Genomic DNA, 19,693 nt, shown 5'->3' with positions numbered 1-19,693 from the left:
CGGGCCGGTGCGGTCAGAGACCGGACAGGCTGAGGAAGAACGCCACGATCAGCGCGCTCCCGCCCACCGCGGTGAACAGCGCGCGCCCCTGTTCGGTCAGCCGCGCGGAGACCAGGCACACCCGTGGGGGCGTGCCGGTGCGTTGCGCGGTGGCGACCCCACCGGCGGAGCGTGGATCGGGCAGGCGACCGGGCACGAAACGGGGCACCTTGTTGAAGAGGGCGAGCGACACCAAAGCGGCGCCGAAGGCGATCAGCGTGAGGGACACGAGGAGGAGGGCCTAACTGAACTCGGCGGCGGTCGGACGGGTACGCCCGGGTGGGGGTCGGGCAGTGCCGGTCGTTCCCGCTTCCGAGGGCTTCATGCCGCCGGGCCATGGCCGCTCACGGCCACCCTTCAGTTAGAACCTGACCCTTATGACTGAGGGTGATTCAGTCGGAACTCTGTGTGTCCATCTGATGGTTCGAGGGGAGGATCGTGTCCACCGTTTCGGTCCTCACACCGAGGGCGCGGAGCACGAAACGGGTCACCAGGGAGTGGGTGCCGTCGATGTCGACCTCACCGTTGACCAGGGGCAGCCGCTGCGAGCCCACCATGGACAGGGTCAGCCCCGCGACGCGTTCGGCGGGCATGCGGTCGAACTCCCCGGCGGCGGCGCCCTCCTCCAGGATCTCGGTGAGCAGGCGCTGCATCGGGGCCACGTGCGCGGCCAGCGCCTGGTAGGCGTCGGGCCCCAGGCTGGCGCCCAGCTCGGCGGCGGGCGGGTGCGGGTGCGCGACGATGCCTTCCAGCTGGAGGCGGACGAAGGCCGACAGTCGGCGGGCGGCGGAGACCCCTGAGGGGAGCTCGCGCTTGTAGCGCTCGACGAACGCGCTGCTGACCTGCTCGGTGAAGGCGAGGAGCAGCGCGGGCTTGTCCGGGAAGTAGTTGTACAGCGCGGTGCGGGTGATGCCCGCCGCGTTGGCCACGTCGGTCATGGAGATGCGGTCGATCCCCTGTGACCTGGTCAGCTGCTCGACGGCGTCCATGATGCGCTCCCGTGTGCGGGCACGGTGAGCGGCGATGGTCGGAGCCGTGATCTTGGGCATGACTCCTATGGTGGCACGCCAGGGGAGTGCCGGATGTTCCCCCGGGCGCGGCCGGGGGCGCGGGTCCGGTTCAGGCGTGCCGCCTGCCGAGGTCCGCGAGCACCTCGGTGTTGAGTTGGTAGGCCAGCCGGGTCTCCCGGACGAGGAGGTCGGCGGTGCGCTCGTCGAGGTCCAGGGAGTCGAGGCGCGCCCGGTACCCGGCCCGGAACTTCGGGAGGCTGCCCAGGGCGTCGAAGACGTAGAAGGCCACGCCGGCGTCGTCCGAGAGGCCGTACGCTCCGGCCGCGATCCGCCGGATGAACTGCCCGCCGGAGACGTCGCCCAGGTAACGGGTGTAGTGGTGCGCGACGAACCCCGCGGGGTGGTCGGCCATCTGTTCGATGCGCGCGACGTAGGTCCGGGTGGCCGGGGTGGGGGAGACGTGGTCGCGCCAGTCGGCGCCGAGCAGGTGGGCGAGGTCGGTCTCCAGAGCGGGGACGCGTTCCAGTTCGGGGTAGTGGAAGCGGCCGGCGACGGGGTCCTCGATGAGCTGGCGGCCGACGCGCTCCAGGGCGACGTACGCGAAGTAGTGCTGGGCGACCATCGCGGTGTAGCCGTCCAGGGGGAGCTCGCCCTCGGTGAGGGCCCTGGTGAAGCCGTGGTGCTCGGCGGCCGCGTGGTCGTTCCAGGTGGCGGCCTTCAGCCGCGCGGAGAACGGTTCGGCCGTGGGGTCGACCGCGGTGGGGGCTTCGGCCGTGGCGCTCATGGTCACCTTCACCTCTCTTTCCGGAATCTTTATGACATGATGTCATTTAGGTGGTTCTGGTTGTCAAGATGGATGCGACACAGTGTCAGAAAAAACGTGACACAACGCCCACTCGACGTGTCCTGTGTCACTGTGTTCACGTGCTTTCGCACGGGCACCTGCACGCGCTGACCACCTGCGCGACCCCTCCGCGACGCCGGGCCGCCTCGCCCGCGCGGTTCCTCCGACACCCCCGAACCCGGTGGTTCCGCCTCCCGGGGTTGGATGTGTCTCGTCTCGTCCGCTGGTCAACTGGTCGCCGGGGCGATTATCGTTTGGGTGTCGTGCGGTCCGAACCACCGCCGGGATCCGAGGCGTGCGCCTCGGGTACGCGGCGTGACGGACTCCCACGGCCCCGTGGACCTTGAGGCGATGAGTGGATACCAGGAGAACAGGGCACGATCACCTGACAGTGATCGGCGACGACGCGGCCCGAGCCGCCGACGGCGCTGCGACACACGGCAGCGCCGCCCTGGGTGACGACACCGTTCTGGACGACCGGGTGGAGGCTACCGTCGAATCAGTTGACGTCCTGCTGATCGAAGACGATCCCGGCGACGCCTTCCTCGCGGAGGAGCTCCTCGCGGACACCGCGCTGACCACCAGGATCACCTGGGTCTCCACCCTGAAGGCCGCCCGTGAGCACCTCACCGGTTTCCGCGGCTGCGTCCTGCTGGACCTCAACCTCCCGGACGGGCACGGGCTCGACCTCCTGCGCGAGGTCCTCGAAGGCGCGCCCTCCGCCGCGGTGGTCGTCTTCACCGGCCTCGACGACGAACACGAGGGCATCGCCGCGGTCGCCGCCGGAGCCCAGGACTACCTGGTCAAGGGCCAGGTGGACGGCTCGCTGCTGGCCCGCAGCCTGCGCTACTCCCTGGAGCGGCGCCGCGCCGACGAGAACGCCCGCCAGCTGCGCGAGGCCCGCATGCGCGCCCGCGAGAACATGCGCCTGGAACGCGGCCTGCTGCCCCAGGTCCTGCTCGACAGCTCGCCCCTGAGCCACCGCGCCTACTACCGCCCCGGCCGCAAGCGCGCCCTGGTCGGCGGCGACTTCTACGACGCGGTCGAGAAGGATGGCACCACCCACGTCATCATCGGTGACGTCAGCGGCCACGGCCCCGACGAGGCCGCCCTCGGCGTCAGCCTGCGGATCGCCTGGCGCACGCTGGTCATGAGCGGGGTCGCCGAGGAGCGCGTCCTCCCCAACCTGGAGGACCTCCTGGTGAGCGAGCGCGCCCAGGAGGAGATGTACGCGACGCTGTGCATGATCAGCCTGGACACCGGCAGCGACCGCGCCCGGGTGCGCGTGCTCGGACACCCCCCGCCCATGATCGTCAGGGACGGGGTCGCCGAGGAGATCCAGGCCGTCCCGCAGCCGCCCCTGGGGGTCTTCCCGGTCGACCAGGACGAGTCGACCGAGGTAGTTCTGCCCGAGGGTTCCAGCATGCTCTTCTACACCGACGGCCTGGTCGACGCCTACGACGGTGGTCCGCCCGCGCGCCTGGAGGTCGCGGGCCTGCGCCGGATGGTGAACGGTGTCCTCAGCCAGGGCGTGGCTCTGTACAACCTGCCCGAACACCTGGTGGACGAGGCCGAGCGCAGCAACGGCGGCCCGCTCCAGGACGACGTGGCGATGCTGCTCATCAACCACGGAGAGCCGCAGTGAACCCCTCCGGGGAGGAGGACCGCACCATGGAGACCGACTCCCGGACCGGAGACACCCACGACGGTGAACCGGACGAGGGGGGCCGGACCTCCGTCGGCGGCGCCCCCTTCGTGAACGCCTCCCCGCACGAGCGCGTCCACTCCAGCCGCCACTCCTGGAGCCTGCGCCGCAGGGTCACCAGCCTGCTGACGGTGGTCGCCGTCGTCCTCGTGGTGGCCGTCTCCGTCATCACCCTGGCGGCCTTCCAGGCCAGGGACTCCCTGGTGCTCCAGGTCGACTCCCTGACCCCCGGCCTGAGCACCGTCGAGCAGACCCGCTCGGCCTACCTCAGCCAGGACCACGCCCTGCGCGGGTACATCCTCACCGGCGACCGCGACTTCCTCCAGCCCTTCGTCGAGCAGCGCATGTCGCTCGCGGAGCACCGGAGCGCGCTGGCCACGCTCGCCGAGGAGAACCCGGACATCGCGCCCAAGGTCAACGAGCTCATCGACGCCGGGGACGTCTGGAGCGAGCAGTTCGCCGAACCCGTCCTGGAGGAGGTCCGCAGCGGCGAGACCCCCACCCAGGAGGACCTCCAGCGCGGACGCGTGCTCTTCCTGGAACTCAACAGGGCCGCCGACGCCACCACCAACCACCTCACCAACGAGATCCAGGAGGCCCAGAGCGGTCTCACCCTGGCCACCCAGCAGGTCGTGGCCCTGCTGGTGCTCGTCGGCCTGGTCGTGGTGTTCCTGTCGGTGTTCCTGTGGGTCATGCTCCAGCAGTGGGTGCTGCGCCCCCTGGAGGAGCTGGCCGGGCACATGCGCCAGGTCTCCGAGGGCTACTACGCCCACCGCATCTCGCTGCACGGGCCGCCCGAGATCGTCCAGCTCGGCCACGACGTGGACGCCATGCGCGAGCGCATCGTGCAGGACCTGGACGAGGTCGCCTCCGCGCGCCGCAAACTCCAGGAGCAGTCCACCCTGCTGGAGCACCAGACCGAGGAACTGCGCCGGTCCAACCTGGAGCTGGAGCAGTTCGCCTACGTCGCCTCGCACGACCTCCAGGAGCCGCTGCGCAAGGTCGCCAGCTTCTGCCAGCTCCTCCAGCGCCGCTACCACGGTCAGCTGGACGAGCGCGCCGACTCCTACATCGACTTCGCGGTCGAGGGCGCCAAGCGCATGCAGACCCTCATCAACGACCTGCTGGCCTTCTCCCGGGTCGGGAGGACGAAGAACTTCGCGCCGGTCGACCTCAACGTGGCCCTGGACGACGCCCTGAGCAGTCTGGAGACGCGTCTGGAGGAGGCGGGCGCCGAGATCTCCGGCGACACCCTGCCCACGGTCCAGGGCGACCGCACGCTGCTCACCCAGGTCTTCTTCAACCTGGTCGGCAACGCCGTCAAGTTCCGTGGCGAGGACGCGCCCGAGGTGCGCCTGAGCGTCGAACGCCAGGGCGACGAGTGGGTGTTCTGCTGCTCGGACAACGGCATCGGTATCGAACCGCAGTACGCCGAGCGCATCTTCGTCATCTTCCAGCGCCTGCACACCAGGGAGAAGTACACCGGAACCGGCATCGGCCTGGCCATGTGCAAGAAGATCGTGGAGTTCCACGGCGGCCGCATGTGGCTCGACACGGGCCCGGAGAACGCCGAAGGGGCCGAAACCACCGACGGCACGGACTCCGGGCGGACCGGAACCCGCATATGCTGGACCCTGCCCGTAGACACCGAGGCGGAGAAGGAAGAGCCGGTTGCCCTGGAGGGAACCGAACCGACCGACGACGTCGATAGTGGTGACGAGGGCACCGAGGTCGCCGAGCCCGCCCCCACGGACGAGGCACCGACGGCCACACGAGAGTCCGGCGGCACCGAGCCGGAGACCGAGACCCCCACGGGCAGTGACGCCGAGGGGGAGTCGAGTCCCCTGCCCGGCGGCGCTGGCGGTACGGTTCCACCCGGTCACGGGGCGGGACCCGTATAGGGGTCTGGAAGCTTGAGCGAGGTCATGTTGGTGCATCCCATTGAGGTGCTGCTGGTCGAGGACGATCCCGGTGACGTCCTGATGACCAAGGAGGCGTTCGAGGAACACAAGCTGGGCAACCGGCTGCACGTGGTCTCGGACGGCGTCGAGGCGCTCCGCTTCCTGCGTCGCGAGGGCGAGTTCGCCGACGCGCCCCGGCCCCACCTGATCCTTCTCGACCTCAACCTGCCGCGCAAGGACGGCCGGGAGGTCCTGGAGGAGGTCAAGAACGACGACGACCTGGCGCACATCCCCGTCGTCGTGCTCACGACCTCGGAGGCGGAGGAGGACGTGCTGCGCAGCTACCGCCTGCACGCCAACGCCTACGTCCCCAAGCCCGTGGACTTCGAGCAGTTCATCAGGGTCGTGCGGCAGATCGACGACTTCTTCGTGACGGTGGTCAGGCTGCCCAAGGGCTGATCCGTGAACCGACCGGGGACGGAACCGTCACTCACCGCGCCGGATCGGGTGGGTGTGGCGGTTTTTCGTTACGGTAAGGGGCATGAGCCTGCCGGAACCGCGTGAACCCACTGGTCCCTACCGCGTCAGTGTCGTGTGCCTGGGCAACATCTGCCGGTCGCCCATGGCCGAGAAGGTGCTCACCGCCGACCTCGAACGCGCCGGAATGAACGGCCTCGTCAGGGTCGACAGCTCCGGCACGGGCGACTGGCACATCGGGGACGGGATGGACACCCGAGCCGCCGCCACCCTGCGCGTGCACGGGTACCTCACCCACCACACCGCCCGCCAGTTCCATCCCGAGGACCTGGCCACCCGTGACCTCGTCCTGGCCATGGACCTGGACAACCTCGACGACCTGAGCCGGGTCGTCGACGAACGCGGTCCGGAGCTCGGCTTCGACCCCTCCCGGCTGCTCCTGTTCCGCTCCTTCGCGCCGGGCGGGGGGCCCAACCCGGAGGTCCCCGACCCCTACTACGGCGGGGACGACGGGTTCACCGCCGTCCTGAACATGGTCGAGGCCGCCTCCAAGGGCCTCACCGGGGAACTCGTCACCCGGTTGCGGGGCTAGTCGCGTGGACAGGGAGCCGATCGTGCGGTCCTTCGGGGGCACCGGTGACGGACCGGGCAGACCGGGCCGAGACCCGCAGACCGGCACCCTCGCGGACCGGGTCGAGGCGCTGCTGGACACCGAGGTCCGACGCGCCGCCAAGGCCGGGACCAGCCACGACTGGACCCTGTCCTACGTGGAACTGGCCGACGGCACCCGGCTGTTCGTGAAGTCCCAGACACGCGGAGCCGAACCGGCCGGGGCCCTGTCGGCGGAGGCGCGCGGTCTGGAGTGGCTCGGCCGGTGCTTCGGCTCCCCGGTGCTCCAACCCCTGGGCTGGGACGAGCGCCTGCTCGTGCTGCCCCTGGTGGAGCAGGACGAACCCACACCCGCCGCCGCCGAACGGCTCGGGAGACAGCTGGCCGGAACCCACCTGACCGGTGCGGACGCCTTCGGCGCGGACTGGCCCGGCTACATCGGGCCGCTGCCGATGGACAACACCCCCGCGCGGCACTGGCCGCGCTTCTACGCCGAACAGCGGCTGCGGCCCTACCTGCGCCAAGCACTGGACCAGGGGGCGCTCACCCCCACCGACGCGCGGGCGATCGAGCGGGTGGTGGACGCCGTCGACGAGCTGGCGGGGGAACCCGAACCGCCCGCCCGTATCCACGGGGACCTGTGGAGCGGCAACGTGCTCTGGCGCTCCCGGGACGCCGTCCTCATCGACCCGGCGGCGCACGGCGGCCACCGGGAGGCGGACCTGGCGATGCTGGCGCTGTTCGGGCTGCCCCACCTGGACCGGGTCCGCGACGCCTACAACGAGGTCGCGCCGCTCTCCGCCGGTTGGCGCGGCCGGGTGGCGCTGCACCAGCTGCACCCGCTCCTCGTCCACGTGTGCCTGTTCGGCGCCGCCTACCGGACCACCGCGCTGGAGGCCGCGCGGACCGCGTTCCGCGCCACCTGAGTCACCCCTTGACGCTGCCCGCGAGGAGTCCGCGCACGAAGTAGCGCTGGAGCAGGAAGAACACGAGCAGCGGGACGACGATGGACACGAACGCCCCCGCGGTGAGCCGGTGCCAGGCCTCGCCCCGGGTTCCGGCCAGCTCGGCCAGCCGTACCGTGAGCGGCGCGGTGGAGGTGTCGCCCCCGGCGAAGATCAGCGCCACCAGCAGGTCGTTCCACACCCAGAGGAACTGGAAGATGCCCAGGGAGACCAGGGCGGGCGCGATCAGCGGCAGCGCCACCTTCCGGAAGATGGTCCCGTGCCCGGCCCCGTCCACCCGGGCGGCCTCGAAGAGCGACCTCGGCAGCTGGGACAGGAAGTTGTGCATCAGGAAGATCCCCAGCGGAAGACCGAAGATGGTGTGCGCCACCCACACGTTGGTGAACGCCATCGCCCCGGTGAGCTCCCACGCGGGCAGCAGTTGGACCCCTCCCAGCGACACCCCCTGCGAGAAGAAGCGCAGCAGCGGCACCAGGGACATCTGGATCGGCACGACCTGGAGGGCGAAGATCCCCAGGAACACCCAGTCGCGGCCCCGGAAGTCGATCCAGGCCAGCGCGTAGGCCGCCAGCGCGGCCAGGCCCAGGACGAACACCGTGGAGGGCAGGGTGATCACGAAGGAGTTCACGAAGTGGCTGGCCAGACGGCCGTCGTTGGCGCTGCCGAAGAGCACGTCCCGGTAGTTGTCCAGGGTCACCTCGGGAGAGCCGAAGAACGTCCACCAGCCGCTGGCACGGATCTGGTCGGCGGGCCGGAACGACGAGACGAACAGTCCGGCGGTGGGGAGCGTCCACAGCACGGCGATGACCAGCGCCGCGAGGCTGGCCGCGCGCCCGCTGAGCCGTCCGCGCACCCGGGCGGCGGCGCTTCGGTTCCGCTCGACGTGATCGATGCTCATGCCAACTCCCTGGCCTTGCGGTTGCGCCGGATCTGGAGGACCACCAGCGGGACGACCAGGACGAAGAGGACCACCGCCAGCGCGGATCCCTGACCCACCTGGCCCTGGGAGAACGCCTGGCTGTACATCTCGTTGGCGATCACGCTGGTGCCGTAGTTGCCGCCGGTCATGGTGCGGACGATGTCGAAGATCTTGAGGGTCTGTACGGAGATCGTGATGAGCACGACCACGAGGGTGGGCCACACGGACGGCAGGGTGATGCGGGCGAACAGCTGCCAGGCCCCGGCACCGTCGATGCGGGCCGCCTCCACCGTCTCCGTGGGGACGGCCTTGATCGCGGCGGACATGACCACCATGGCGAACCCGGCCTGGACCCAGATCAGGACCAGGATCAGCAGGAACGTGTTGAGGGGCTGTTCGAGGAGCCAGAGCCGGGGTTCGCCGCCGAACCACACGACGATCTGGTTGAGCAGGCCGTACTGCTCCTGGTCGGCGGGCCGGTAGGCGTACACGAACCGCCAGATGATGCTGGCGCCGACGAAGGAGATCGCCATCGGCATGAACACCATCGACTTGGCCAGGGACTCGAACCGGGAGCGGTCGATGAGCACCGCGTAGAGCAGACCGACGGCGGTGGCCAGGGCTGGGGCGAACAGCACCCACAGCAGGGTGTTGGACAGGACCTGGAGGATCTCCGGCCGCTGGAACATCCACTGGTAGTTGGCCAGCCCCACGAACGCGTCCCCCGAGCGGTCGTGGAAGGACAGCACGGTGGTGCGGACGACGGGGTGGACCAGCCCGCCCAGGAGCAGGAGGACGGCCGGTCCGAGGAAGAAGGCCGCCTGCCAGCGGTCCCTCCTGCTCCGGGGGGCGTCGAGCAGGACGAGCATCAGGCCGATGACGCCGAGGAACGCGGCGATCCCGATGAGCATCCAGACGAGCTTGGGCAGCTCGTCCAGGAAGGAGAACTCCATGGAAGACCCCTGGTGGTGCCTGGATGTGTGGGGGGTGGACCGGCCGGGGCTCCCGGAGCCCCGGCCGGAGGGCCGACCGCGTACGTCAGACCCGAGGGGGTGTCAGGCGCGGGCGCCGAACCCCGGGCCGAAGCGGAGCGCGGGCCTCGAGGATCACGGCCAGGCCGACTCCACGCTCTCCAGGACCGTCGCCGTGTCGGTCCCGGTGACCCAGTCGATCATGCCGCTCCAGAAGACGTTGGTGCCCACGGAGGAGGGCATGGCGTCGCTGCCGTCGAAGTGGAAGACGGTGTCGGGGTCGTTGAGGACCTCGGCGGTGAACTGGTCGGTGGGGTCGGACAGCACGGACGGGTCCAGGTCCTGGTGGGCGGAGACCCAGGAGCCGAGGGAGGCGCGCTGGTTGGCGTACCCGCCGGAGGACAGGTACTCGTGGACGGCGACCACCTCGTCGCGGTCGTCGAAGGCGACGACGAACTCCCCGCCGCCCATGATCGGGACCTCGGAGTCGGCCTCCAGCGGAGGCAGCACGAAGCCGTAGACGTCGCCGTCCTCACCGATCTCCACGTCGTCCTCGAACTGGGCTCCGTAGAAGGAACCCATCAGGTACATGGCGCAGCCGCCGTCCAGCAGCGGGGCCCCGGCCTCCTGGAAGGAGGTGACGGCGATGCTGTCCACGCCGCCGAAGGTGCCGTTGACGTAGTCCTCGTTGCGGATGACGCCGTCCGCGAGGTCGAAGGCCTCCTCGACCTCGGGGGCGTCGAAGGGGATGTCGTGGGCGATCCAGTCGTGGTAGACGTCCGTGCCCGAGGTGCGCAGGAGGGCGTTCTCGATCCAGTCGGTACCGGGCCAGCCGGTCGCGTCCCCGGACTCGAAGCCCACGCACCAGGGCCTGGTGCCGTCGGCGGCGATGGTGTCGCTGAGCTCGATCATGTCGTCCCAGGTCTCGGGGATCTCGTGCCCGTTCTCGGCGAAGAAGGAGGGGGAGTACCAGACCATCGACTTCATGTTGGCGCCGAGCGGGGAGCCGTACAGCTCTCCGTCGACGGTGGCGTAGCCCCGCCAGTCCTCGCTCCAGCCGGACTCGACGTTGCTCCGCACCCCGTCCGCGACGGGGACGGCGTGGCCGTCCGAGGCGGCGCGCTCCAACAGGCCGGGCTGGGGGATGAAGGCCAGGTCGGGTGCGTTGCCGCCGTCGAGGCGCACGGGGAGCTGGGCCTCGAACTCGCCGCTGCCCTCGTACTGGATGGTGATGCCCGTGCAGGCCGCGAAGTCCGCCCAGGACTGTTCCAGGCGGTCGCCCTCCTCGTCGCGGATGGAGGCGTAGACGGAGACGGTGCCGCCGGTGCCCTCCCACTGTTCGTAGGGGGAGCAGTCGATGCCGGAGGTGTCGGCGGCGCCGCCGTCGCCTCCGCTGAGGTAGGAGCAACCGGAGACGAGGAGCAACACGCCTCCGGCGGCCAGGGCGTGTCGGGTGACCGAACTCGGCATGGGGGGTCTCACTCCTTCGGCACGCACACCCACCGGGGGCGGGGGTGTGATCCATGTCATGCGCTTTCCGATGTAAGTCCCCTCCGAGGCGAATGTCCATAGCTCACGCAATTTCTTGCGTAACGATCCGAAATATTGCAGGACAACCGTGTGCGCTGCGCCTTTGTCAAGCTGCCCGGAGTCCCGTCGCCCCCTCCGTTCCCGGGGGCGGGTGCGCCGACAGCCCGGCGGTTCCGACGTGGCCGTACATTGGGGGGATGGCTGACGCACCCAGCCCTGGTCAGGGCCCACACGAAGGACCCGAGCTGCACGTGGCCCTGGTCGGCTACGGCAAGGGCGGGGAGGTCTTCCACGCGCCCCTCATCGACGCCGTCCCGGGGCTGCGCCTGTCCGCCGTGGTCACCGCGTCCCCGGAACGCGCGCGGGCCGCACGTGAGCGCTACCCGTGGGTCACCGTGTACCCGACCGTCGCGGAACTGTGGGCCGACGCCGGGCGGTACGAGATCGCCGTGGTCAGCACGCCCAACGACACCCACGCGCCGCTCGCGCGGGCCGCGCTGGAGTCCGGTCTGGCCGTGGTCGTGGACAAGCCGTTCGCGCTCACCGCCCACCAGGCCCGGGAACTCACCGACCTGGCCGACGATCTCGGGCACGTGCTCACCGTCTACCAGAACCGTCGCTGGGACGCGGACTTCCTCACCCTGTGGCAGCTGATCGAGGAGGGCGCCCTGGGGCGGGTGCACCGCTTCGAGTCGCGGTTCGAGCGCTGGCGGCCCCAGCCCAAGGGGACCTGGCGGGAGACCGGAGGCGTCGACGCAGGAGCCGGGCTGCTGTACGACCTCGGCCCGCACCTGATCGACCAGGCGGTCAACCTGTTCGGCCCGGTGGCCACCGTCTACGCGGAGATCGACGCCCGCCGCGAGGGGGTGAACGCCGACGACGACGTGTTCCTGTCCCTCGGGCACGCGCGGGGCACCCGCTCCCACTTGTGGATGAGCGCCCTCAGCGCCCAGAACGGGCCCCGGTTCCGGGTCCTCGGTGACCGGGCCGCCTTCACCAGTTTCGGACTGGACGGCCAGGAGGCGCGCCTGACCGGGGGTGAGCGCCCCGACGCCGCTGACTGGGGCGTGGTCCCGGAAGGGGAGTGGGGGATGCTCGGCGCCGACGGGGTGTCCACGCCGGTGCCCAGCGTGCGCGGCGCCTACCCGGAGTTCTACGCGGGGGTCCGGGACGCCGTGGGGGAGGGCGAGCCCCTGCCGGTGGATCCGCACGAGGTGATCCACGGCCTGGAGGTCATCGAGGCGGCCCGCCGCTCCGCCCGCGCCGACGAGGTCGTCCGCCTGCGCTGACCGGCTCCCGAACCCCCGCCTTGGCCCTATGTTGGACACAGGTCAGTGCAGGGATTCCAACGCCGAAGGAGCAGCACCGTGGCCCAGGTCCTCGTGGTCGCCGACGACCTCACCGGAGCCAACGCCACGGGCGCGCGGTTCGCCCGCACCGGTATGCGTGTGGCCACGGTGACCCCCGAGCACGTGAGCCGGGTCGCCGGGGACTACGACGTGGTGGTCGCCAACCTGGACAGCAGACACGTCCCGGCCGAGCAGGCCGCCGACCTGGTCACCGACGTCGTCGAGGCCGTCTGGCCGGTCGGGCTGGTGGTCAAGCGCACCGACACCACGCTGCGCGGGAACGTCGGCGCCGAGATCGAGGCCACCTACGACGCCGTCCGTGAGCGCCTGCCCGCCGGAACCCGCGTCCGGGTGCTGTTCGCCCCGGCCTTCCCCGGTTCCGGTCGCATCACCGAGGACGGTGTGCAGCTGCTCGACGGGGTGCCGCTGGAACGCAGCGAGCTCGCCAACGACCCGCTGTGCCCGATGACCACCAGCCTGGTCTCGGAGATCCTCGCGGCCCAGAGCGACCTCGCCGTCAGACACGTGCCCCTGCGGCGGATCACCCAGGAGATGCTCACCGCCGAACTGCTCGCGGGTGACGAGCCCGTCGTGCTCTGCGACGCCAGCACCGAGCAGCACCTCACCGACATCGCCGAGGCCGCTGCCGCCGCCCACCACGCCGAGGGCATCGTCTGGGTGGCCGTGGACCCCGGCCCCACCGGGGCACTGCTCGCCTACGCGCTGCGCCTGCGCGGCCAGGCCGGTTCCCGCGGGCCCCTCCTCGCGGTGGCGGGAAGTACGACCGACCTCACCCGCCGCCAGCTCGCCACGGTCGCCCGCACCGGCGCGGTCCGGTTCGTGGACCTGGACGCGGTGGCCCTCAGCGACCCCGACAGCGACCACCCCGACCAGGTGGCGCGTGAACTCACCGACCACCTCTCGTCCTCGGGCTTCCCCGAGATCTGCGTGCTGCGGGTGGTGACCACGGCCGCGCGCGTCCGTGAGCTGCCCGCCCAGGCCCGGGCCGAGCTGCCCGGCCGCGTCGCCCGTCTGGTGGCCGACGTGGTCAACGACCTGGCGGACTCGGTGGGCCCCCAGGCGCTGCCCAGCGGCCTCTACCTGACCGGGGGAGACCTGACCGCGAGCCTGCTGGACGAACTCGACGTGCACGCCTTCGACGTGGGCGGTGAGATCGTCCCGCTGGCCGTGCACGGGCACCTCAGCGGCGGTCCGCTCGACGGCACGCCCGTCGTCGCCAAGGGCGGACTGGTGGGCGACGACATCACGCTGGTGGAGTGCCTGGCCAAACTGCGCCGGTCCGTCCAGGCCCGCCTCCACCAGGTCCACTCCGAGGTGTCCGAGCACGTGATCCCCACCGCGACCCGCGACGCCTAGCGGCTCGCTCGACCCGTCCGCCGTCGGTGTCCGTCCGCTCGCGGGACGGTGTCCGGTCCCCGGTCACACGGAGGGGCGCGGTGCCGGCTCCGCACCGCGCCCCTCGGTATGTCGGCGCTAGGCCGTCGTGTCCTCGGTGATGTGGTTGGCGGCCAGCTTCCCGACCAGTTCGGCCAGGGTCGCGGGGGCCTCCAGGGGGCCCATGTGGCCGATGCCTGGGATCACCCGGACCTCGACGGGGTCCTGGACCAGCCCGCCGATGTGGTGGGCGTGCCAGGGAGGAGTCAGCTTGTCCTCGTCACCGCCGACGACGACGGTGGGCACCGCGATCTCCCGCACCGCGTCGTCCAGGTGCAGCCTGGTCATGACCCGGCCCCACTCGCCACGGGCGACTCCGCCGCACTCGTGCACCAACCGGGCGCACAGGCGCTTCGCGGCCGGGCTGCTCCCCTTGCCCATGACCAGGTACCGGAGCACGCTGGCGCTTCCGGCGTTGGCCGGGCCCAGGGGCAGCGGCGCGGTCAGGAAGACCTTCGCCCCCACCTTGCCGAGCGGGCCGGGCAGGGGGATCGCGGTGGACCGGTCGGGCAGCTCCGTGCACCCGGTGTTGGTCAGGAGCACCGCCGCCACCTTCTCCTTGAAGGTCGCCCGCGGCCCCGAGGCCATGATGGTCATCCCGCCCATGCTGTGTCCGGCGACCACGGCCTTCCGCCCGGCGGGCAGGGTCGCCTCCAGGACGGCGCACAGGTCGTCCGCGAGCTTCTCCGTCCCGTAGCCCGCCCGGGTCAGGGGGGTCTGGCTGCGGCCGTGGCCGCGCTGGTCGTAGAGGACCACCCGGAGGTCCGGGTCGAGGTCGCGGACCACGGGGCCCCAGGAGGCCAGGGACGTGGACCAGCAGTGGGAGAACACCACGGTCGGTCCGTCCGAGGGCCCGCGCACCTCGACGTGCAGCTGGGTGCCGTCGGCGGAGCGGACCCGGAGTTCCCGTGCCGCTCCCACGTGTCGTGTCGCCATGGGGGTCTGCCTCTCAGTCGTCGAGGTCGATGCGGGGGACGGCGAAGGGCGGTGTGCCCGACCCGTTCACCGGGAGCCCTCCCCACAGGTTGGGGCCGTCGAGTTCACCGACCCCCTCGTGGCCGTCGGGGGTGCGCACGGTCACCGTACGCGCCCCCTGTTCGTAGGCCCTGGTGAGCCCGGGCTCCGGGGCCAGGCGCCCCTTCCAGCGGTAGTCGCCGGTGAGCGGCGAGAAGTGCCCGGCGAAGTGCGCCCGGACCTCGAAGCTCTCCGCCGGTTCCGAGCCCTCGGAGTGCGGCTGGACCGTCACGGGTCCCCGGTACTCCTCTTCCTCGTCGTCGAACCCGCTCACGCGCTCTCTCCTCCGATCGGGACGGGGCGCCGGCCGCTGGGGGCGCGGCGCAGGTCGTAGTTGTGCGGGTCGAACCACCGGGTGCGCAGTGCGTAGTTCCAGGTGAAGGTGGGCCACAGCGTGGTGTTGCGGCCCTGCGCGTTCAGGTACCAGCTGTCGCAGCCCCCGGTCACCCACACGGTGCCCTTCATGGACCTGTGGACCATCTCGGTGTAGGCGCGTTGGGCCTCGGGGCGGGGCTCCAGGCGGTCCACCCTGTTGCGGCAGGCGAACTTCAACGCCTGCATGGTGTAGCGGATCTGCGCCTCGATCATGAACACCTGCGAGGTGTGCCCCAGGCCGGTGTTGGGCCCGGCGAGCACGAACGCGTTGGGGAATCCGTTCACGGTGGTGCCCCGGAAGGCCTGGACGTCGTCCCCCCAGTGCTCCGCGAGGGAGCGCCCCGAGGCGTCGTACACGCGGTGCGCGATGGGCGGGTCGGAGACCTGGAAGCCCGTGCCGAGGATGATCGTGTCCACCTCGTGCTCGGTCCCCGCGCCGGAGGAGTCCCTCGTGACCACGGAGTTCGCCCGGACCTCCACGATGCCGTCGGTGACCACGTCCGCGTTGGGACGGGCCAGCGCCGGGTAGTAGTCGTTGGACATCAGGATGCGCTTGCACCCGGCGCGGAAGGTGGGGGTGAGCTTGCGCCGGAGTTCGGGGTCCCTGACGCTGCGGTTGATGTTGGCCCGGCCGAGCCGTTCCACGACGCCGAGCAGTCCGGGGTTCTTCGCGAACCCGAGGACGTAGGTCTCGCGACCCCAGTAGATGCTCTTGCGGGCGACCTGCTGGGCGCCCGGGACGTTCCGGTAGAGCCACCTCTCGGCCCGGGTGATGTCCCGGTCGTGGCGGAACATCACCCACGGCGCGGTGCGCTGGAACAGCGTCAGCTTCTCCACCAGGGGTTGGATCCGGGGCACGAACTGGATCGCGGAGGCGCCGGTGCCGATCACCGCCACCCTGCGGCCGGTGAGGTCGTGGTCGTGGTCCCACTCGGCGGAGTGGAAGAGCCTGCCCTCGAAGGAGTCGAGCCCCTTGATGTCCGGATAGGTCGGGTCGGCCAGCGGACCGGCGCCGCTGACCAGGAACTGTGCGGTGACGGTACCGCTGGTGGTCTCGATCCGCCACCGGTTCTGCTCCGGCTCCCAGTGAGCGGCCCGGACGTCGCTGTCGTACCGGACGTGCCGGTCCACGCCGTGCTCACCGGCGACCCGTTTCATGTACTCCCAGATCTCCGGCTGCGGGGAGAAGGTCCGACTCCAGCCGGGGTTGAGCGCGAAGGAGAACGAGTACAGGTGCGAGGGGACGTCGCAGGCTGCGCCCGGATACGAGTTGTCGCGCCAGGTCCCGCCGATCCCGTCGGCCCGTTCGAGGATGACGAAGTCCCGGAGCCCGGCCTGGGTGAGGCGCACAGCCATGCCGATCCCGGCGAACCCGGAGCCGATGATGGCGACCCGGTGGTGCGGCACTTCTTCGGTCACGATGCTGTTCCCTTCGTACGGGCCCGGTGCGGCGGGCGCTCGCGTACCGACCGGTAAGTATGGGCCCCCGGGAAACGTGGCGCGTGACGTTCCCCGGGGGAGGGGGTGTCGGGGGCCGAGCGCGTGGCGCGTTCGCTCTCGGCCCCCGACGTCTGGGCCGCCGTCGGAAGACGTGGCGCGTTGCGCCTTCCGACGGCGGGGTTCCGGGGAGAGGTGTTCCTATCGGTGGCCTAGCGGCCGAGCAGTCCGGCCTTCTTCCAGAAGTACCGGCCCAGGCCCGTGATCGCACCCGCGGTGTCCAGCGTGTTGACGACCTTGCGGGCGGCCCAGGTCTTGGTCTCCACCCAGTGCGGGTTGGCCCTGGCGACCCGCTGGGCCTCCTTCGGGTCCAGCCCGACCTGTGCGTAGACCTTCGGGTTGATGAGCCGGGTCGCGGAGTAGTAGGTGACCAGGCCCAGCACGATCCGGCTGTAGGCCTTGTTGAGGGCGCCGCGCTCGGGCCAGTCCCGTTGGAACTCCTCGCGGGCGTAGCGCATGTGGCGCGCCTCCTCGGTCACGTGGATGCGGGCCACGGCGCGCACCAGCGGGAGGATCTGCTCGTCCGGGACGGCCTCGCGCTGGAGCTGGTCCAGGACCTCCTCGACGAAGAGCGCGCCCGCGAAGATCAGCGGACCGTGCGCGATCGCCTTGAACACGCGGCCGAGGTGGAAGGTGACCGGGTCCAGCCGGTGCGCCTCCCAGCCCAGTTTCCGCACCATCTTCGCGAACATGACCGTGTGGCGGCACTCGTCGGCGATCTCGGTGTAGGCGTACTGGACATGGAGGGTCGTCGGGTCGTTGTGGTAGGCGTGCCGGACCAGCATCTGCATGAGGATCGTCTCGAACCAGATGCCGATGGTGGCGACACTGGCGACCTCCAGCCGGGACAGCTCCTTGCGCTTCTCGTCGCTGAGCTGGTCCCACAGGTGGGTGCCGTAGAGGGAGATCCGCTCGGGGCGGATCGCCCACATGTCGGGATCGACGGGGGCGTCCCAGTCGATCTCGACCAGGGGGTCGAAGGAGGCCTTCGCGGAGCCGCGCAGGAGGCGCTTGGCGATGTCCTCGCGGTCGGTGAGCTTCGGCTTGGCGACGACGTCGGCGGTCATCTCGTTCCTCCTCAGGAGGCGCTGGTCTGGGCGTGCGGGGAACCGTGGCGCGCGTGGAGCCCCCGGGCGATCTCGGCGTCCGCGAAGGCTCCGTCGGTGAGGAGCAGGCCGAGCTGGAGCGACACGATCTGTTCGGTGGTTCCGGGGAAGTGCTTGGTCAGGTGCAGGGCGGCCGTTCCGAACGCCGTGCAGGCGACGTCGCGGGGGGCGCGCCGGGCACCGGCGGCGCGGACGACCGTCATCACGGTGTCGCGCTCGCTCTCGGCGGGCACCAGGCCGTCGAGCGAGGCGCCGGTGGCACGGGAGCTCTCGTGGATGGGGGTGTCCACGTAGCCGGGGTAGACGGTGGTCACACCGACATGCGTGCCGTACTCGGCGCGCAGGCTGTCCGCGTAGGCGGTCACCGCGCGCTTCGAGACCGTGTAGGCCCCGGCGAGCGGGAGCTGGAGGTTGGCCAGGAGCGAGGCGGTGACGATCACGCGGCCGCGGCTCCGGAGCAGCGCGGGCATCGCGGCGGCGGTGACGCGCCAGGTGCCGAGGAGGTTGACCTCCAGCGCCTGGTGGGCGTGGGAGTCGGGCAGGTGACCGATGTCCACGGAGGGCCCGACCCCGGCGTAGTGGATGAGCAGGTCCAGGCGTCCGCCGAGCTGGTCGATCGCCTGGGCGACTCCCGTGCGCACCTGCTCGTCGTCGGTGACGTCGCAGGCGATGACGCCGGGGGCGGGTTTGCGGTCGATCCCGACGACGTTGACGCCGAGGTGACGCAGGACCGCCACCGTGGCACCGCCGAACGCACCGGAGGCGCCGGTCACGATGGCGTTCTGGCCGGGCAGGCGGCTCAGGTGGCGAGGCAGGGGGGCCGTCATGTGATCTCCTCCACAGTCATTGCGGGAACGTTACAACGAGCATTGTCACAATGCAATGGGTAGAACCCGGAAATTTACTCGCGAGTAAGGTTCGTGTGCCAGGGCTGTTACGGAGGTGTGGGCGCACGGACGGGGCCGCGCACGGGCGCGGCCCCGTCGGTGTGGGGGCGGGTCCTACCCCCGCCCGAGCAGCCCCGCCCTCCGCCAGAAGTACCGGCCCAGGCCGGAGATGGCCCCGGCGGTGTCCAGCGTCCTGACCACCTTGCGGGACAGTTCGGTCTTGCTGTCGATGAAGTGCGTGTTACGACGGGCCGCCCGCTGGGCCTCGCGGGGGTCGAGGCCGATCCGCTCGTAGACCTTCGCGTGGATCAGCCGGGTCGTCGCGTAGTAGGTGACCAGGCCCAGCACGAGCCGCGAGTAGGCCCGGTCCAGGGGGCCGCGCCGCACCCAGTCGCGGTGGAACTCCTCGCGGGCGTAGCGGATGTGGCGCGCCTCCTCGATGACGTGGATGCGAGAGGTGGCCCGCACGACCGGTTCGATGCTCTCGTCGCTGATCATCTCCCGCTGGAGCTGGTCGAGGATCTCCTCGACGAAGAGCGCTCCCGCGAAGATCAGCGGCCCGTGCGCGATCGCCTTGAAGAGGTTGCCCAGCACGTGCGCCACCGGGTCCAGGCGGTGGGCGGTGGAGCCCAGCTTCTCGATGGCCCTCGCGAACATGACCGTGTGGCGGCACTCGTCGGCGATCTCGGTGTAGGCGTACTGGACGTGGAGCGTGGTGGGGTCGTTGTGGTAGACGTGCCGGACCAGCATCTGCATGAGGATCGTCTCGAACCAGATGCCCGTGGCCATGGTGCTGGCCATCTCCAGTCGGGACAGCTCGCGGCGCTCGTCCTCGCTGAGGCGCTCCCACAGGTGGGTGCCGTAGAGGGAGACCCGCTCGGGGCGCATCCCCCACAGGTCCTCCAGGGGGGCCTCCCAGTCGATCTCGACCAGGGGGTCGAAGGAGGCCTTGGCGGAGCCCCGCAAGAGGCGCTTCGCGATGTCCTCGCGGTCGGTGAGCTTCGGTGTCGGCGCGTTTCCCACGGACATGTGGACCTCCA

Annotated in this window: 19 protein-coding genes; 7 read left to right on the top strand and 12 right to left on the bottom strand. The window is 70.7% G+C overall.

Going from position 1 to position 19,693, the window contains the following annotated elements; translation table 11 throughout:
- Positions 1-13: 13 nt before the first annotated feature.
- The 3 genes from ACRWK8_RS05610 to ACRWK8_RS05600 form a co-directional block, all read right to left on the bottom strand.
- Positions 14-268 carry a hypothetical protein gene (locus ACRWK8_RS05610; protein ID WP_378737505.1) on the bottom strand — a complete coding sequence of 85 codons (255 nt, stop codon included), beginning with the start codon at positions 266-268 and terminating at the stop codon, positions 14-16.
- Positions 269-431: 163 nt separating this feature from the next.
- On the bottom strand, positions 432-1,088 hold the full coding sequence (locus ACRWK8_RS05605; RefSeq protein WP_431868742.1) for a TetR/AcrR family transcriptional regulator: 657 nt from the start codon (positions 1,086-1,088) through the stop codon (positions 432-434).
- Positions 1,089-1,158: 70 nt separating this feature from the next.
- Positions 1,159-1,833, bottom strand: coding sequence for a biliverdin-producing heme oxygenase (locus tag ACRWK8_RS05600; protein WP_431868740.1), 675 nt, complete (start codon positions 1,831-1,833; stop codon positions 1,159-1,161).
- Positions 1,834-2,278: 445 nt separating this feature from the next.
- On the opposite strand from ACRWK8_RS05600, the gene ACRWK8_RS05595 reads away from it, so the two are divergent.
- From ACRWK8_RS05595 to ACRWK8_RS05575, 5 genes are all read left to right on the top strand, one after another.
- Complete coding sequence (locus tag ACRWK8_RS05595; RefSeq protein ID WP_378737638.1) at positions 2,279-3,538, top strand: PP2C family protein-serine/threonine phosphatase; 1,260 nt, start codon at positions 2,279-2,281, stop codon at positions 3,536-3,538.
- Complete coding sequence (locus ACRWK8_RS05590; RefSeq protein ID WP_378737499.1) at positions 3,535-5,499, top strand: sensor histidine kinase; 1,965 nt, start codon at positions 3,535-3,537, stop codon at positions 5,497-5,499. The genes ACRWK8_RS05595 and ACRWK8_RS05590 overlap by 4 nt, the downstream gene beginning before the upstream one ends.
- A gap of 24 nt (positions 5,500-5,523) precedes the next feature.
- Positions 5,524-5,958 carry a response regulator gene (locus ACRWK8_RS05585; protein ID WP_026129711.1) on the top strand — a complete coding sequence of 145 codons (435 nt, stop codon included), beginning with the start codon at positions 5,524-5,526 and terminating at the stop codon, positions 5,956-5,958.
- Between the two features lie 82 nt (positions 5,959-6,040).
- Positions 6,041-6,568, top strand: a complete 528-nt coding sequence (locus tag ACRWK8_RS05580; protein WP_378737497.1) for a low molecular weight protein-tyrosine-phosphatase — start codon at positions 6,041-6,043, stop codon at positions 6,566-6,568.
- Between the two features lie 4 nt (positions 6,569-6,572).
- Positions 6,573-7,511: a fructosamine kinase family protein gene (locus tag ACRWK8_RS05575; protein ID WP_431868737.1), complete on the top strand. Its 939-nt coding sequence runs from the start codon at positions 6,573-6,575 to the stop codon at positions 7,509-7,511.
- A 1-nt stretch (position 7,512) separates the two neighbouring features.
- On the opposite strand, the gene ACRWK8_RS05570 is transcribed toward ACRWK8_RS05575, so the two are convergent.
- From ACRWK8_RS05570 to ACRWK8_RS05560, 3 genes are all read right to left on the bottom strand, one after another.
- Entirely contained in the window at positions 7,513-8,448 is a 936-nt protein-coding gene (locus ACRWK8_RS05570) for a carbohydrate ABC transporter permease (RefSeq protein WP_378737493.1), read from the bottom strand.
- A complete protein-coding gene (locus tag ACRWK8_RS05565) occupies positions 8,445-9,422 on the bottom strand; it encodes a carbohydrate ABC transporter permease (RefSeq protein ID WP_431868735.1) in 978 nt (325 codons plus the stop codon). The genes ACRWK8_RS05570 and ACRWK8_RS05565 overlap by 4 nt, the downstream gene beginning before the upstream one ends.
- A 153-nt stretch (positions 9,423-9,575) precedes the next feature.
- Entirely contained in the window at positions 9,576-10,910 is a 1,335-nt protein-coding gene (locus tag ACRWK8_RS05560; RefSeq protein ID WP_378737489.1) for an ABC transporter substrate-binding protein, read from the bottom strand.
- A gap of 257 nt (positions 10,911-11,167) precedes the next feature.
- On the opposite strand from ACRWK8_RS05560, the gene ACRWK8_RS05555 reads away from it, so the two are divergent.
- The gene (locus ACRWK8_RS05555) at positions 11,168-12,259 is read left to right on the top strand and encodes a Gfo/Idh/MocA family protein (RefSeq protein ID WP_431868732.1); all 1,092 of its coding nucleotides are present in this window, start codon (positions 11,168-11,170) and stop codon (positions 12,257-12,259) included.
- 78 nt (positions 12,260-12,337) lie between these two features.
- Positions 12,338-13,696 (top strand): four-carbon acid sugar kinase family protein, encoded by a 1,359-nt coding sequence (locus tag ACRWK8_RS05550; protein ID WP_431868730.1) that lies wholly within the window; start codon positions 12,338-12,340, stop codon positions 13,694-13,696.
- Between the two features lie 117 nt (positions 13,697-13,813).
- Here ACRWK8_RS05550 and ACRWK8_RS05545 read toward each other — a convergent pair whose 3' ends face one another.
- The 6 genes from ACRWK8_RS05545 to ACRWK8_RS05520 form a co-directional block, all read right to left on the bottom strand.
- Complete coding sequence (locus tag ACRWK8_RS05545; protein WP_431868728.1) at positions 13,814-14,710, bottom strand: alpha/beta fold hydrolase; 897 nt, start codon at positions 14,708-14,710, stop codon at positions 13,814-13,816.
- 13 nt (positions 14,711-14,723) lie between these two features.
- Positions 14,724-15,062 (bottom strand): DUF4873 domain-containing protein, encoded by a 339-nt coding sequence (locus ACRWK8_RS05540; RefSeq protein ID WP_378737481.1) that lies wholly within the window; start codon positions 15,060-15,062, stop codon positions 14,724-14,726.
- Positions 15,059-16,582 carry a flavin-containing monooxygenase gene (locus tag ACRWK8_RS05535; RefSeq protein ID WP_431868726.1) on the bottom strand — a complete coding sequence of 508 codons (1,524 nt, stop codon included), beginning with the start codon at positions 16,580-16,582 and terminating at the stop codon, positions 15,059-15,061. Before ACRWK8_RS05535 ends, ACRWK8_RS05540 begins: the two co-directional genes overlap by 4 nt.
- A gap of 230 nt (positions 16,583-16,812) precedes the next feature.
- Positions 16,813-17,727: an AurF N-oxygenase family protein gene (locus ACRWK8_RS05530; protein ID WP_378737477.1), complete on the bottom strand. Its 915-nt coding sequence runs from the start codon at positions 17,725-17,727 to the stop codon at positions 16,813-16,815.
- 11 nt (positions 17,728-17,738) lie between these two features.
- Complete coding sequence (locus ACRWK8_RS05525) at positions 17,739-18,593, bottom strand: SDR family NAD(P)-dependent oxidoreductase (protein WP_378737475.1); 855 nt, start codon at positions 18,591-18,593, stop codon at positions 17,739-17,741.
- Between the two features lie 174 nt (positions 18,594-18,767).
- Complete coding sequence (locus ACRWK8_RS05520; RefSeq protein ID WP_378737473.1) at positions 18,768-19,682, bottom strand: AurF N-oxygenase family protein; 915 nt, start codon at positions 19,680-19,682, stop codon at positions 18,768-18,770.
- Positions 19,683-19,693: the final 11 nt, after the last annotated feature.

Origin of the sequence: Nocardiopsis eucommiae, from assembly GCF_965344335.1 — a bacterium.
In the GTDB taxonomy this organism is placed as follows: Bacteria; Actinomycetota; Actinomycetes; order Streptosporangiales; family Streptosporangiaceae; genus Nocardiopsis; species Nocardiopsis eucommiae.
The sequence above is the reverse complement of the archived record's forward strand: the minus strand, read 5'-3'. Positions and strand labels throughout refer to the sequence as shown.

Excerpts from the sequence above, each read along its gene's own strand:
- ACRWK8_RS05605 (WP_431868742.1), bottom strand. The coding sequence starts at position 1,088 with ATGCCCAAGATCACGGCTCCGACCATCGCCGCTCACCGTGCCCGCACA.
- ACRWK8_RS05600 (WP_431868740.1), bottom strand. The coding sequence starts at position 1,833 with ATGAGCGCCACGGCCGAAGCCCCCACCGCGGTCGACCCCACGGCCGAA.
- ACRWK8_RS05585 (WP_026129711.1), top strand. The coding sequence starts at position 5,524 with ATGTTGGTGCATCCCATTGAGGTGCTGCTGGTCGAGGACGATCCCGGT.
- ACRWK8_RS05580 (WP_378737497.1), top strand. The coding sequence starts at position 6,041 with ATGAGCCTGCCGGAACCGCGTGAACCCACTGGTCCCTACCGCGTCAGT.
- ACRWK8_RS05570 (WP_378737493.1), bottom strand. The coding sequence starts at position 8,448 with ATGAGCATCGATCACGTCGAGCGGAACCGAAGCGCCGCCGCCCGGGTG.
- ACRWK8_RS05565 (WP_431868735.1), bottom strand. The coding sequence starts at position 9,422 with ATGGAGTTCTCCTTCCTGGACGAGCTGCCCAAGCTCGTCTGGATGCTC.
- ACRWK8_RS05560 (WP_378737489.1), bottom strand. The coding sequence starts at position 10,910 with ATGCCGAGTTCGGTCACCCGACACGCCCTGGCCGCCGGAGGCGTGTTG.
- ACRWK8_RS05555 (WP_431868732.1), top strand. The coding sequence starts at position 11,168 with ATGGCTGACGCACCCAGCCCTGGTCAGGGCCCACACGAAGGACCCGAG.
- ACRWK8_RS05545 (WP_431868728.1), bottom strand. The coding sequence starts at position 14,710 with ATGGCGACACGACACGTGGGAGCGGCACGGGAACTCCGGGTCCGCTCC.
- ACRWK8_RS05530 (WP_378737477.1), bottom strand. The coding sequence starts at position 17,727 with ATGACCGCCGACGTCGTCGCCAAGCCGAAGCTCACCGACCGCGAGGAC.
- ACRWK8_RS05525 (WP_378737475.1), bottom strand. The coding sequence starts at position 18,593 with ATGACGGCCCCCCTGCCTCGCCACCTGAGCCGCCTGCCCGGCCAGAAC.
- ACRWK8_RS05520 (WP_378737473.1), bottom strand. The coding sequence starts at position 19,682 with ATGTCCGTGGGAAACGCGCCGACACCGAAGCTCACCGACCGCGAGGAC.